The sequence below is a fragment of the Tamlana crocina genome, from assembly GCF_012037625.1.
Genome location: NZ_JAAVJS010000004.1, coordinates 58,355 through 71,698 on the forward strand (window position 1 = coordinate 58,355; position 13,344 = coordinate 71,698).

Sequence of the window (13,344 nt, forward strand, 5' to 3'; positions counted from 1 at the left end):
TGTTATGAAATATGTAATGGGTATTATAACCTTGATGGTTTTGGCATGCGCAAATGAAAAAACCATCCAATTACCAAAAATTGAACATTCTGAAACCACCGAAATACACGACATATCGGCAGCCTATTTGTTTTATGATGAAACCCAAAAGGACAGTGTAGAATTCAACCGAAAAAACCTGATTGGCACTACCAATTGGTTGGTAAATGTTGATAAACGACTGACTTTAAAACAAGCAATTCCCCACATAAAATATTTACAGGACAAAAGACGAAACTCCCAAATGCACAAAAACGAAAACGCTAAAAATTATTTTACCTGCAACGATATCAGTCGGAACAATTTGGGGTTTATTGAGTTTACGGAAGTGAAATATAAAACTCCTGATGAGGAAACCATTAATTCTGAGGAAGATTCCGATTCAATTTTATTTGCAACAGAGATAGATTTTGATTCGAAAGAGTCTATAAATATTCATCAGTCCGATGGAAATCACGCCACAATGAACTGGAAAGATTTATTAAAAAACTATAACAATTTCGACTTCGAGTTAAACAAAGATTCAATTTACATTTCATTTGATAAAAACTTGCCATTTCAAGATTATATTACTTTTAAATCATTCCTAAAGACAGTGGAGGAAAAAGGAAATTTAATATCAAAAGAAGAACTCATTTCAAATTAACCATAAATCACTAAATTTACCAAAACCCATTGCCCTTGGAAATTTTTAAAGATATTCTTGACCTTTCTGTAGTAGACATCATCGATGTTATTTTGGTAGCACTCCTGCTCTACTATGTTTACAAACTGGTAAAGGGCACCGTGGCCATTAATATTTTTATAGGCATCATCATCATTTATCTGGTTTGGAAACTGACCGATTTTCTTGAAATGGAACTGCTTACGGGTATTTTTGGTGGTTTTATGCAAGTGGGGATTATCGCATTGATTGTGGTTTTTCAGCCCGAAATACGAAAGTTTTTGCTCATGGTAGGATCGACCAACTTTAACCGTCGGAAAAAATTCATGCAGCAGTTCAAGTTCTTAAAAACCGAGCAAGATGTTGAAACCGACGTAGATGCCGTAGTTTCTGCCTGCAACAAAATGAGCATGTCTAAAACGGGGGCACTTATTGTTTTTGAACGCAACAATAACCTCGATTTTTTATCGGAATCGGGCGATGAAATGAATATTAAAGTCACCCAACCCATCATTGAAAGTATCTTTTTTAAAAACAGTCCGTTGCACGATGGCGCCATCATCATCAGCAATAACGTGGTAAAGGCCACTAGGGTTATTTTACCCGTAAACAACGACAAAAATATTCCACAACGCTTTGGTTTACGTCACCGCGCAGCCATTGGCGTTACCGAAAAAACCGATGCTGTAGCCTTGGCCGTTAGCGAAGAAACCGGGCATATTTCGTATTTTAAAGATGGTGAGTTTGTAGTTTTTGAAGACAGCTCTGAACTCAGTTCCATGATAAAAAAGGATTTGGGTTAAACCGCCTCTTCCTGCAAAAACTGCACTTCGTAAAGGTTTTTGTAATAACCGTTTTCTTTACTTAACAATTCGTTGTGTGTGCCTTGTTCCACAATTTCTCCCGCATCCATCACAATAATATTATCGGCTTTTTTAACTGTTGCCAATCTGTGGGCAATCACTATTGAAGTACGCCCTTTAGTGATTTTATCGGTAGCATTTTGGATAAGTTGTTCCGAATACGAATCGACCGAACTCGTCGCTTCATCAAGCACCAAAATACTGGGGTTGGTTACATAAGCCCTCAAGAACGAAATCAGTTGACGTTGCCCGGAAGACAACATGGCCCCACGTTCCTTGACGTTGTAGTGGTAACCATTGGGCAGGCTCATAATAAAATCGTGAATACCAATATCTTTTGCAGCTTGGTACACCTGCTCTTCAGAAATCTCAGGATGATTTAGAGTAATGTTGCTCATAATAGTATCGGCAAACAAGAACACATCCTGCAAAACCACAGCAATTTGGGTCCGTAACGACGCCAATGTCACCTCCTTTATATCAACTCCATCAATGGAAATCGTGCCACCTTTTATTTCGTAAAAGCGGTTCAATAAATTGATGATGGTCGATTTTCCGGCTCCGGTAGCCCCAACAATGGCCACAGTTTCACCCACATTCACATTAAATGAAATTCCCTTTAAAACATCTTCGTCTTCAACATAATTGAAATAGACATTGTTAAATTTTATTTCACCTTTAAACCCATCGGCTTCAATAAGGCCATGGTCATCAATTTGTGAGGTGGTATCGAGCACCTTAAATACACGGGTTGCCGCAACCATGCCCATTTGCAGGGTATTGAACTTATCTGCTATTTGGCGCAATGGCCTAAACAACATGGGCACAAACATAATGAATGCCACCAAATCGCCCTGCGATACATTGGTCCCGTCAAAAACCACATTGAGTCCGCCGTACCAAGCCACCAAGCCAATGGTTACCGACGAAGCCAAATCGGCTATCGGGAAAAATATGGAATTGTACCAAACCGTTTTTAGCCAACCTTTTTTATGGCGTTCGTTTATGGTTTTGAATTTTTCGTATTCAACAGTTTCACGCGTGAACAACTGCAAAATTTTCATTCCCGTAAGGCGTTCCTGCACAAAAGAGTTTAAGTTGGACACTTCGGTACGCACTTCCTCGAAAGCTTTTTTCATGTATTTTTGGAATACCCGCGTCGCGTAAAGTAAAATGGGCAACATGGCAAAAACGATAAGTGAAAGCTTCACATTGATGTAAACCATTACGGCGAAAACCACTGCCATGGTAAGCAAATCACGCACAATCATAAACAAGCCCTGCCCGAAAATATCGGCGATACGTTCCATATCTGTTACGGCACGGGTAATGAGCACGCCCACTGAGGAATTATCGTAATATTTCATTTTGAACTTCAAAAGGTGGTCGAAGAGTTTTACGCGAACGTCCATCACCAAATTCTGCCCCAACCAAGCCGCGTAATAAATAAACAGCAATTGGAATACGGTTTGTAGCACCAAAACACCCAACATCAACACCATATAAAATAAAAAGTTTTTGGTGTCTTTGTTAGTGATGCTATCATCAATAGCATCTTTGGTAATGTATGGCGTGGCCGAACTAAAAATGGCCAAAAGCACCACCAAAACGATAAGCCCCATAAAAACACCTTTATACGGTTTGATATATTCAAAAAGGCGCTTGAACAGTTGGTAATCAAAAATACTTTCCTTTGTCTTGCTCATTTATAATTTTATATCCTCCGGATATTCAATTTTTGTTAAATATAAGGCATGCGCTGGTACCGAAAACCCGGCCTCGCTCCTATTTTTCGATTGGATGATTTGATGCAAATCGCCCACCTCGATCTTGCCTAAACCAATGTTTACCATGGTGCCCACAATAGCTCGTACCATGTTTCTTAAAAATCGGTTGGCCTTTACCACAAAATGTAGCTCACCATCCTTGAAAAACCAATCGGCCTGCACCACATCACAATAATACGTTTTTACATCGGTTTTACTTTTTGAAAAGCATTGAAAATCTTTATAGTGCAACAAGATTTTTGAAGCTTGATTCATTTTTTCAACATCCAATGGTTGTTTCACATAATAGGCCGAATTGAAATTAAACACATTTTTGCTTAGGCTTATACGATATAAATATGTTCGGCTCAAAGCATCAAAACGTGTATGTGCTTCTGGTTTCACTTTAAAAACATCGTGAATAGCGATATCTTTTGGCAAAAAGGAATTGAGCTTGTAAGCTAAATCAGTTTCATTAATATCCTTTTCCGTATCGAAATGCGCGAACATTTGACTGGCATGCACACCAGCATCGGTACGTCCGGCACCCACAATAGCCATATCTTCCGCCAAAAGTGTCGACAACCCTTTTTCTATAACTTCTTGCACAGAAATGGCATTGGGCTGGTTTTGCCAACCGTGGTAGGCTGTTCCGTTATACGAAAGTTCTAAAAAATACCTCAATGTGTTTTAATACTTTTGTAGTTGCACAAAGATAACACAAACACCCAAGCTTGAAGACGGATGCCTGAAGTTTTAAGAATAGTTTAATGAAATGACAAAAATTTTACTCCTTTCTGATACCCACGGGTATATTGACAACGACATTTTAAAATACGTTAAGCAAGCCGATGAAGTGTGGCACGCCGGAGATATTGGCGATTTAAAGGTGACGGATGCCATTAAGGCTTTAAAGCCATTAAAAGCAGTTTACGGCAATATTGATGACGCCAAAATAAGAGGTGAATTTCCTGAGCACAATCGCTTTATGTGCGAAGACATAGATGTTTGGATAACCCATATTGGAGGCTATCCGCCAAAATACAATGCCCGTGTTTACAGCGCAATCAAACAAAATCCTCCACGAATTTTTATTTGTGGTCATTCGCATATTTTAAAGGTGATGCCCGATAAAAAATTGAACTTAATCCACATGAATCCAGGCGCTGTGGGCAAACATGGGTTCCATAAAGCACGTACCATGTTGCGCTTTACCATTGATGGAAAAAAGATTGAGAATTTGGAAGTTATTGAGTTTGATAAGCGATATTAGAAAAGCTTTTTTTAGAGTTGAGTTTCTCCTTCCCTATGGGAAGGGCTAGGGATGGGCTTTCATTAAAAAAACCCAAAGCTTTCACTTTGGGTTTTTAACGCACTAATACTACTAAGATGTTAGGTTTAACGCAATCGATCCACAGATTTTACAAGATCTTCATCCTTTTTGATGGCTTTATTGGCCAAGGCCAAAAACACGATAGAAACAATGGGGAGAAGCATCCCAATACCTTTCTCAGAAACCGCCGTTTCTCCAGATAAATTTAGCGATCGGTACACGAAAAATCCTAGTAAAATAAAGTTCAATATGATGTTAAGTCGCCCCAAAACAAACTGAGACTTCCTATTTTTATAACTCATTATACCAACCAACGATAACAAAACCGACAACAAAAACCCCGCTAAAACAATGGGCACATCGGCTGCAAATACTTTTTCGGCATCATCGGTTTGCCACAATTCAAACACGAAAATCAAGCCTCCGGAAATTCCGGCAGCAATTAAAAGATAAACAGTTTGGATACGCTGTAGCATACTTTTTTTTAAAACTAGACCGCAAAAATAAAAGAATTAGCCGTAAAAAATAAAATAAAGTTGTATAATTGCAGTATTAATTCTCAACAACCGCAGTTACAAGCGGTTATTTCTTCAGAAAATAAAAAAAAATCATTTTTCAGAATATAACTACAGTTTGTATTCACAAATAAAATCTTCAATTAACATAGATGTTTGAAATTTCACAACTAAAAGCAAAGAAGCTCGCTGAACTACAGGAGATTGCTAAAAAATTGAACGTTCCAAAATACCGTTCGTTAAAAAAGCTGGATTTAGTGTACCAAATACTAGACCAACAAGCTGCCGACCCTACCGCCGTGAAGGAAGCAGTTGCCCCAACCACAACAGAGGCAAAAACAGAAGATAAAGATAATAGTAAGCCCGCAAGAAAGCCAAGGCAAAGGGTACAGCGCAAAGCGCCTGCTAAAGCCGACAATAAAACGGCTTCTGAAAAAAGCAACGACGCACCTAAAAAAGAAGAAAGCGCACCAAAACAAAAAACAGACGAACAAAAGGCCGATAGCAGTTCTAATCAAAAAAACCAGAACCAAAATCAGAACGATAACCAGCCTAAGCAAAATAAAAGAAACCACAACAACAAGGGCCAAAACAAAAACCAAAAGAATAGCAACGTAGATAAAGGCAATAAGGACAACAGAAACCGCTATCGCGAACCTGATTTTGAATTCGATGCCATTATTGAAAGTGAAGGTGTGTTGGATATTATGCAAGATGGCTATGGGTTTTTACGCTCTTCAGACTATAATTATTTATCATCTCCAGACGATATTTATGTATCGCAATCGCAAATTCGATTATTCGGACTTAAAAAAGGCGATACCGTTTTAGGAAATGTACGTCCGCCAAAAGAAGGCGAAAAATATTTTCCACTCATTAAAGTAAACCGCATTAACGGGCAAAAACCTGAAGTGGTGCGCGACCGCGTATCGTTCGAGCACTTAACGCCTTTATTTCCACAGGAAAAATTCAATATTGCCGAAAGACAGAGCACCATTTCCACAAGGATAATGGATTTATTTTCCCCTATCGGAAAAGGGCAACGTGGTATGATTGTCTCTCAACCCAAAACAGGTAAAACCATGTTGTTGAAAGATGTAGCCAACGCCATTGCCGCCAACCACCCTGAGGTTTACCAAATGATTTTATTAATCGACGAGCGTCCTGAGGAAGTTACCGATATGCAACGTAATGTGCAGGGCGAAGTTATTGCGTCTACTTTCGATAAGGAAGCTCACGAGCACGTAAAAATAGCCGACATTGTACTTGAAAAAGCTAAACGCTTGGTAGAATGCGGCCACGACGTGGTAATTCTTTTAGACTCCATTACCCGTTTGGCGAGAGCTTACAACACGGTTCAACCGGCATCGGGCAAAATATTAAGTGGTGGTGTTGATGCCAATGCACTTCACAGACCAAAAAGATTCTTTGGTGCGGCCAGAAATATTGAAAACGGCGGGTCACTAACCATTATCGCTACGGCACTTACAGAAACTGGGTCGAAAATGGACGAAGTAATTTTTGAAGAATTTAAAGGAACAGGTAACATGGAACTTCAGTTGGATAGAAAAATCTCCAACCGTAGAATTTTCCCAGCTATCGACCTGACGTCTTCGAGCACGCGTCGTGACGACCTATTGTTGGACGACAATACTATTCAGCGTATGTGGGTAATGCGTAAATATTTGGCCGACATGAATCCTATCGAGGCCATGGAATTTATTAACGACCGCATCAAACAAACCAGAAACAACGAAGAGTTTTTGATTTCAATGAACGGTTAATTCCATCAACAAAAACATATTAATAAAAAAAGACCTTAAAAAAATTTTTAAGGTCTTTTTTTTGCTAAACAACTTATTAATCGTAATATTGCAATATATAAATAATAACAATGGGAATTTCTAAAACTGAAATATTTACCGAAGCGCAAAACGAAATCGCTGTTTTTGCAAAAGTATTTGGGCACCCTGCCAGAGTCGCCATTTTACAGCATTTGTTTAAAATAGACACTTGTGTTTGTGGCGATTTGGTTGATGAAATCGGCTTGGCCCAACCCACCATTTCACAACACTTAAAAGAGCTTAAACAATTAGGGCTAATAAAAGGCAGCGTGGAAGGCACTAGCGTTTGTTACTGCATCGACACCGAAAACTGGACTAAAATGAAAAATGTAATGCTCCAATTTTTAGACCAAGACCTAAACAAGCAAAGTTGTTGTTAAAAAAATTTAGAACCTTTAATCGTAAAATTACAATAAAACAATTAATATGAAACTTTCAGAAATAAAAAACATCCTCGAAAAGACGAACAGCATCGCCTTTCAATTACCAAACGGACAATTGGTACCAAAACATTTTCATGTTACCGAAGTAGGGAAAATAACCAAGCACTTTATTGATTGCGGCGGCACCGTTCGCAACGAGGAAGTAGTAAACTTTCAATTATGGAGCGCCGATGATTACAACCACCGTTTGCACCCAGAAAAGCTACTGCACATCATAGAGCTTTCTGAAAAAACCTTAGGCATTGGTGGCGATTTAGACATTGAAGTGGAATACCAAGGAGAAACCATTGGCAAGTTTGGATTGGAGTATAACGGTGAAAACTTCTTGCTCACAACCAAACAAACCGATTGTTTGGCCAAAGACAACTGCGGAATCCCCGCCGAAAAACCAAAAGTACGATTGTCTAACCTCAACAACGAACCTTGCTGTGAGCCTGGAGGAAACTGCTGCTAATTAAAAAAAACACAATTAATAATGATATCAACACAAACCCACTTATTCACCGAAATAGAACAAACCATAAAAAGTCTGAAACCAGAAACCATTTCAGAGGAAAGAAAGGCGACTTTACAACCTTTAATTGAGTTTGTTCAAGAAAAAGTGTCAAACCAACAAGACATCCGAATTAACTTTATTTGTACGCACAATTCGCGACGTAGCCACTTATCCCAAGTTTGGGCACAGGCTATTGCAGCGTACTTCAACATAAAAAATGTATTTTGTTATTCGGGAGGCACCGAAGCTACGGCACTGTTCCCCATGGCCGCCGAAGCGTTAAAAAATTCAGGATTCTTAATACAAACCCTTTCCGAAGGTAAAAACCCTGTTTACAGCATTAAGTATTCTGAAAATGCCCATCCGGTTATTGGCTTTTCAAAAAAACTGGACGACGATTTTAACCCGAAATCTGCTTTTGCAGCCATTATGACCTGTGACTCGGCTAATGAAGCTTGCCCATTTGTTCCCGGAGCCGAAAAGCGCATCCCCATTACTTTTGAAGACCCAAAAGCATTTGATGGCACCCCACAACAAACTGAAAAATATAACGAACGTAGCATCCAAATTGCTACCGAATTGTTTTATGTATTTTCAAAAATTCAATCGTAAGCATGGGAAAAACTAAAAAATTAAGTTTCCTCGACAGAAACCTAACCCTTTGGATTTTTGTTGCCATGGCCCTTGGGGTGGGTATTGGGTATTTCTTCCCCACATTTCCAAATGTTATCAATGCCATGAGCAGCGGGACTACCAATATCCCCATAGCCATTGGCTTAATTTTGATGATGTACCCACCATTGGCCAAAGTGAACTACGCGCTATTACCGAAAGTGTTTAAAAACACTAAAATCCTTTCCATTTCATTGGTTTTAAACTGGATTATTGGCCCCGTGTTGATGTTTGTATTGGCCATCACATTTTTAACGGACTACCCCGAATATATGGTCGGACTCATTTTAATTGGGCTCGCACGTTGCATTGCTATGGTTTTAGTATGGAACGACTTAGCCGATGGAAGCAGTGAATACGGCGCAGGATTAGTTGCGTTAAACAGTATCTTTCAAGTGTTTGCGTACAGCTTTTACGCTTGGATTTTTATTACCATCCTCCCGCCCTATTTCGGATTTGAAGGCGCTATTATAGATATTTCTATTGCTACCATTGCCGAAAGTGTAGCCATCTATCTGGGGATACCATTTTTAATGGGCATTTTAAGCAGATGGATTTTAGTAAAACTAAAAGGTGAGACTTGGTACAACCATACCTTTATTCCGGCTGTTTCGCCATTAACGCTCATTGCGCTTTTATTCACCATTATAGTCATGTTTTCTTTAAAAGGTGAGTTGATTGTTGAAATTCCGATGGATGTGGTAATCATTGCCATCCCACTATTGGTTTATTTCACTTTAATGTTCATCATTGGCTTTTTCTTTACCAAAGCCACGGGAGCTGAATATGACAAAACCGCATCGGTAGCTTTTACGGCTGCGGGAAACAACTTCGAATTGGCCATTGCCGTGGCCATAGCCGTTTTCGGTCTCAATTCTGGACAAGCATTTGCCGGGGTCATTGGTCCGTTGGTTGAAGTTCCAGCTCTAATTTTATTGGTGCGCGTTTCATTTTGGCTTCGGAAAAAATATTACGGAAAAAAAAATGCGGCCACCAAGGCGGCATAAACATAATAAAAACGGTTCCGTTGTAATGAGCGGAACCGTTTTTCATTATTTATCTTTTAAATTAAAAAAAAGAAATCTATTCTTCTAACAAATCTATAACATATTTAGGTGCCCTAATGGGGCGGTTGGTTTTCTTGTCTATAAATGCCAAAACGGTATTTGCAGTAGTTAAAATTTCACCTGCTTCATTGGTAATCTCATAGTCGAATTCAATCTTCGCCGAGGGCTTCTTCTTAAGTTGCGTTTTTACAAGAATTACATCATCATAAACCGCTGATTTTTTATAATTTATGCTCAATGAAATAACCGGAAGCATCACTCCGTTTTCTTCCATCGATTTATACGATATTCCGTGCTTTCGCAACCACTCAATCCTACCCATTTCAAGATATAATGCGTAGTTTCCGTGGTATACAATGCCCATTTGGTCGGTTTCACCGTACCTCACTCTTATTTGTATTTTGTCGAATTTCATAAGTCTATTTGGATATTTTTTTGTAGCTTCGGCATAAGATAAACATGCGGAAAAAATTCTAAAAATTCAACACTATTTGATTTTTTTTTTAAGAATTTTGTTCACATATTTGCCACTCCTAATGGGGGACACAGAAAGGTATTTTTCTTTCATTATCTAGCTAACTTTTAAAAATCTGTATATTTAAAAATGAGTGTAACTGCGCAATCGGTTTGGAATAACTGTCTTGAATTTATAAAGGATAATATCCAACCGCAAGCATACAAAACATGGTTTGAACCCATCGTTGCAGTGAAGCTTACAGATACTGCTTTGAGCATACAAGTGCCCAGTAAGTTTTTTTACGAATGGCTTGAAGAGCACTATGTGAAAATTTTAAAAGTAGCCCTTACCAAAGAGTTGGGCGAAACTGCCAAGTTGGTTTACATTATTAAAATGGAAAACACCTATGGCAACAAACAACCTTTTACAGAAAAAATTCCTAGTTCTAACCGAAGTGCGGTAAAATCGCAGGATGTTGATATTCCTTTAAATAACAAAAATCCAGAGTTGCGAAATCCATTTGTTATTCCAGGAATAAGAAATGTTAAGATTGAGTCGCAACTTAACCCGAACTACAGTTTTGAAAATTTCTTGGAAGGCGATTCCAACCGATTGGCCAGAAGTGCCGGCTTAGCAGTAGCCGCCAAACCAGGAGGCACATCGTTTAACCCTTTGCTTATTTTTGGAGGTGTTGGTTTAGGAAAAACCCATTTGGCGCATGCCATTGGTGTAGACATTAAAGACAAATACCCCGAGAAAACGGTACTGTATATTTCTGCGGAAAAATTTACCCAACAATATATCGATGCGATAAAAAAGAATAACCGAAACGATTTTATTCATTTCTATCAAATTATTGATGTGTTGATTATTGACGACGTACAATTCCTTTCTGGAAAAACAGGAACGCAAGATGTTTTCTTCCATATTTTTAACCACTTACACCAAAACGGCAAACAAGTGGTATTAACCAGTGATAAAGCACCGGTTGATATGCAGGACATTGAGCAACGTTTGTTATCACGTTTTAAGTGGGGACTATCGGCCGAATTGCAGAGCCCCGATTTTGAAACCCGTGTTTCTATTTTAAGAAACAAACTGTACCGCGATGGTGTTGAAATGCCCGAGGACATTATTGAATATGTCGCCAAAAACATCAAGACCAATGTTAGAGAGTTGGAAGGCGCCATCATTTCATTAATTGCACAATCCTCGTTCAACAAAAAGGAAATCACTTTAGATCTGGCCCGAGTCATTGTTGAAAAATTTGTAAAAAACACCAAAAGAGAGGTGTCTATCGATTATATCCAAAAGGTGGTTTCAGATTATTTTCAAATGGACGTAGATACGCTGCAATCGAAAACCAGAAAACGCCACATCGTTCAGGCCCGCCAATTGGCTATGTTTTTCGCCAAAAAATTCACTAAAGCGTCATTAGCCAGTATTGGTTCGCAAATAGGAAAACGCGACCACGCTACGGTACTGCACGCTTGTAAAACGGTAGACAACCTGTCTTCAACCGATAAGCAATTCAGAAAGTACGTTGACGATATTACTAAAAAACTGTCGGTTTAAAATCTTTTAAAAATGACAAAAATACTCATGGTTTGCCTCGGAAACATTTGCCGTTCTCCGTTGGCAGAAGGTATTTTAAAATCTAAATTACCCTCTAAGGGTTTTACTGTAGATTCGGCTGGAACCGCTGCTTACCATATTGGAAGCACACCCGACCAACGCTCGGTGGCCGTGGCCAGAAAACACGGATTGGATATTTCAAAGCTAAGAGGACGCCAGTTTGAAATTGAAGATTTTGACAGGTTCGATTTCATTTATGTCATGGATAGTTCCAACTTTCAAAACGTGATAAAACTGGCAAGAAACGACAACGACATCTCGAAAGTAAACATGATACTGAACGAAGTTCACCCTAAAAAAGACTTCGAAGTGCCCGACCCTTATTACGGCGGCGACCAAGGTTTTGAAAATGTTTATAACATGCTTAACGAAGCCTGCGATATTATCGCCCAAAAAGTAACCCACTAATTTAATGACATTTAGCACCTTATTTATTAACTTTACGTAAAAAGGTGCACTATAAAAAATTTAACTACGCTTGGTTTTTGCCTTTTAACTATTTTAAATTTTTCACAAACCATCCAACTCGAACCCTTTGCTTCTGGGTTTTCAAATCCTGTTGAAATCGCTCACGCCAACGACAACCGATTATTCGTTGTTGAAAAGGCAGGAACTATTAAAATAGTCAACCCAGATGGGAGCATCAACTCTACTCCGTTTTTAGATATTTCAAACTTGGTGGGCTCCGGCGGCGAACGTGGACTATTAGGCTTGGCTTTTTCGCCAGACTACAGCTCTTCAGGAAAGTTTTATGTGAATTATACCGATAACTCCAGCACCAACACCCCCAACACAATCATTGCAAGATATACCGCAAGCGCCAATCCGGATGTCGCAAACACCAACGGAGAAATATTGTTAACTTACCAACAACCTTACAGCAATCACAATGGCGGCAAATTGGCTTTTGGCAATGATGGTTATCTGTATATTGGATCGGGTGATGGCGACAGTGGTGGCGACCCACAAAATAGAGCACAAAATACAACCACCTGCTTGGGAAATTATTACGCATTGATGTGAGTGGAAACAGCGGCTATACCATCCCCAATTCAAATCCCTATTCTAATTCGGCCAACGGACCTGATGACCCAAGACCCGAAATTTATGCTATTGGATTACGAAATCCATGGAAATTTTCATTTGATAAAACTACCAGCGATTTGTGGATTGCCGACGTGGGCCAAAATGCCTACGAAGAAATTAATATGGTAAGTGCATCGGGCGCACCCGGCCATAATTATGGTTGGCGGTGTTACGAGGCCAGTCACGAATTCAACACCAGTGCCAATTGTCCGCCTGGCGGGTTCAATGCTACTGTAGCCCCCATTGCCGAATACCCTCACGAAGGCAGCGGTTGCTCTGGCTCTGTTACAGGCGGTTACGTTTACCGCGGTACAAACTACCCCAGTTTTAACGGGAAATACGTTTTTGCGGATTATTGCAAACAAAACATAGGCCTTTTAACAAACAATGGAAGCAGCTGGACCTTAGACTTTCAAACAGCAAATATAACCCACGGCTGGACCACTTTGGGTGAAGATGCCAGT

The 13,344-nt window shown here is 39.4% G+C and carries 14 protein-coding genes and 1 pseudogene; 11 read left to right on the forward strand and 4 right to left on the reverse strand.

The genetic code is table 11. The annotated features are described in order from the left end of the window. Positions 1-4 precede the first annotated feature (4 nt). Both HC176_RS03675 and HC176_RS03680 read left to right on the forward strand, forming a co-directional pair. Positions 5-685 carry a hypothetical protein gene (locus HC176_RS03675; protein WP_167916838.1) on the forward strand — a complete coding sequence of 227 codons (681 nt, stop codon included), beginning with the start codon at positions 5-7 and terminating at the stop codon, positions 683-685. A gap of 35 nt (positions 686-720) precedes the next feature. Then, entirely contained in the window at positions 721-1,506 is a 786-nt protein-coding gene (locus tag HC176_RS03680; RefSeq protein WP_167916839.1) for a diadenylate cyclase, read from the forward strand. Here HC176_RS03680 and HC176_RS03685 read toward each other — a convergent pair. Both HC176_RS03685 and truA read right to left on the reverse strand, forming a co-directional pair. Beyond that, on the reverse strand, positions 1,503-3,272 hold the full coding sequence (locus tag HC176_RS03685; RefSeq protein ID WP_167916840.1) for an ABC transporter ATP-binding protein: 1,770 nt from the start codon (positions 3,270-3,272) through the stop codon (positions 1,503-1,505). The two genes, HC176_RS03680 and HC176_RS03685, sit on opposite strands and share 4 nt — an antisense overlap. Further along, positions 3,273-4,016: a tRNA pseudouridine(38-40) synthase TruA gene (gene truA, locus HC176_RS03690; protein ID WP_167916841.1), complete on the reverse strand. Its 744-nt coding sequence runs from the start codon at positions 4,014-4,016 to the stop codon at positions 3,273-3,275. A gap of 91 nt (positions 4,017-4,107) precedes the next feature. Here truA and HC176_RS03695 point away from each other — a divergent pair, with 91 nt between their 5' ends. Then, the gene (locus HC176_RS03695) at positions 4,108-4,605 is read left to right on the forward strand and encodes a metallophosphoesterase family protein (RefSeq protein ID WP_167916842.1); all 498 of its coding nucleotides are present in this window, start codon (positions 4,108-4,110) and stop codon (positions 4,603-4,605) included. A gap of 125 nt (positions 4,606-4,730) precedes the next feature. On the opposite strand, the gene HC176_RS03700 is transcribed toward HC176_RS03695, so the two are convergent. Beyond that, the gene (locus HC176_RS03700) at positions 4,731-5,141 is read right to left on the reverse strand and encodes a DUF4293 domain-containing protein (protein WP_167916843.1); all 411 of its coding nucleotides are present in this window, start codon (positions 5,139-5,141) and stop codon (positions 4,731-4,733) included. Between the two features lie 191 nt (positions 5,142-5,332). Between HC176_RS03700 and rho the strand changes: the two genes are divergently transcribed. From rho to arsB, 5 genes are all read left to right on the forward strand, one after another. Next, a complete protein-coding gene (gene rho / locus HC176_RS03705) occupies positions 5,333-6,964 on the forward strand; it encodes a transcription termination factor Rho (protein WP_167916844.1) in 1,632 nt (543 codons plus the stop codon). Positions 6,965-7,074: 110 nt separating this feature from the next. Beyond that, on the forward strand, positions 7,075-7,404 hold the full coding sequence (locus HC176_RS03710) for an ArsR/SmtB family transcription factor (protein ID WP_167916845.1): 330 nt from the start codon (positions 7,075-7,077) through the stop codon (positions 7,402-7,404). A 46-nt stretch (positions 7,405-7,450) separates the two neighbouring features. After that, positions 7,451-7,921 (forward strand): DUF6428 family protein, encoded by a 471-nt coding sequence (locus tag HC176_RS03715; protein ID WP_167916846.1) that lies wholly within the window; start codon positions 7,451-7,453, stop codon positions 7,919-7,921. A gap of 21 nt (positions 7,922-7,942) precedes the next feature. Then, positions 7,943-8,575, forward strand: coding sequence for a low molecular weight phosphatase family protein (locus HC176_RS03720; protein ID WP_167916847.1), 633 nt, complete (start codon positions 7,943-7,945; stop codon positions 8,573-8,575). A gap of 2 nt (positions 8,576-8,577) precedes the next feature. Next, complete coding sequence (gene arsB / locus HC176_RS03725; RefSeq protein WP_167916848.1) at positions 8,578-9,642, forward strand: ACR3 family arsenite efflux transporter; 1,065 nt, start codon at positions 8,578-8,580, stop codon at positions 9,640-9,642. Between the two features lie 76 nt (positions 9,643-9,718). On the opposite strand, the gene HC176_RS03730 is transcribed toward arsB, so the two are convergent. Then, the gene (locus tag HC176_RS03730) at positions 9,719-10,117 is read right to left on the reverse strand and encodes an acyl-CoA thioesterase (RefSeq protein WP_167916849.1); all 399 of its coding nucleotides are present in this window, start codon (positions 10,115-10,117) and stop codon (positions 9,719-9,721) included. A 189-nt stretch (positions 10,118-10,306) separates the two neighbouring features. On the opposite strand from HC176_RS03730, the gene dnaA reads away from it, so the two are divergent. The 3 genes and pseudogenes from dnaA to HC176_RS19955 all read left to right on the forward strand — a co-directional run. Next, entirely contained in the window at positions 10,307-11,734 is a 1,428-nt protein-coding gene (dnaA, locus tag HC176_RS03735; protein ID WP_167916850.1) for a chromosomal replication initiator protein DnaA, read from the forward strand. Between the two features lie 12 nt (positions 11,735-11,746). Then, entirely contained in the window at positions 11,747-12,202 is a 456-nt protein-coding gene (locus tag HC176_RS03740) for a low molecular weight protein-tyrosine-phosphatase (protein WP_167916851.1), read from the forward strand. Between the two features lie 156 nt (positions 12,203-12,358). Then, a pseudogene (locus HC176_RS19955) lies at positions 12,359-13,209 on the forward strand (PQQ-dependent sugar dehydrogenase); the annotation flags it as partial. Between the last annotated feature and the right edge of the window lie 135 nt (positions 13,210-13,344).

Coding starts and splice junctions, on each gene's coding strand:
- rho (WP_167916844.1), top strand. CDS start 5,333: ATGTTTGAAATTTCACAACTAAAAGCAAAGAAGCTCGCTGAACTACAG.
- HC176_RS03710 (WP_167916845.1), top strand. CDS start 7,075: ATGGGAATTTCTAAAACTGAAATATTTACCGAAGCGCAAAACGAAATC.
- HC176_RS03695 (WP_167916842.1), top strand. CDS start 4,108: ATGACAAAAATTTTACTCCTTTCTGATACCCACGGGTATATTGACAAC.
- HC176_RS03700 (WP_167916843.1), bottom strand. CDS start 5,141: ATGCTACAGCGTATCCAAACTGTTTATCTTTTAATTGCTGCCGGAATT.
- HC176_RS03740 (WP_167916851.1), top strand. CDS start 11,747: ATGACAAAAATACTCATGGTTTGCCTCGGAAACATTTGCCGTTCTCCG.
- HC176_RS03730 (WP_167916849.1), bottom strand. CDS start 10,117: ATGAAATTCGACAAAATACAAATAAGAGTGAGGTACGGTGAAACCGAC.
- HC176_RS03685 (WP_167916840.1), bottom strand. CDS start 3,272: ATGAGCAAGACAAAGGAAAGTATTTTTGATTACCAACTGTTCAAGCGC.
- HC176_RS03720 (WP_167916847.1), top strand. CDS start 7,943: ATGATATCAACACAAACCCACTTATTCACCGAAATAGAACAAACCATA.
- HC176_RS03675 (WP_167916838.1), top strand. CDS start 5: ATGAAATATGTAATGGGTATTATAACCTTGATGGTTTTGGCATGCGCA.
- HC176_RS03715 (WP_167916846.1), top strand. CDS start 7,451: ATGAAACTTTCAGAAATAAAAAACATCCTCGAAAAGACGAACAGCATC.
- dnaA (WP_167916850.1), top strand. CDS start 10,307: ATGAGTGTAACTGCGCAATCGGTTTGGAATAACTGTCTTGAATTTATA.
- arsB (WP_167916848.1), top strand. CDS start 8,578: ATGGGAAAAACTAAAAAATTAAGTTTCCTCGACAGAAACCTAACCCTT.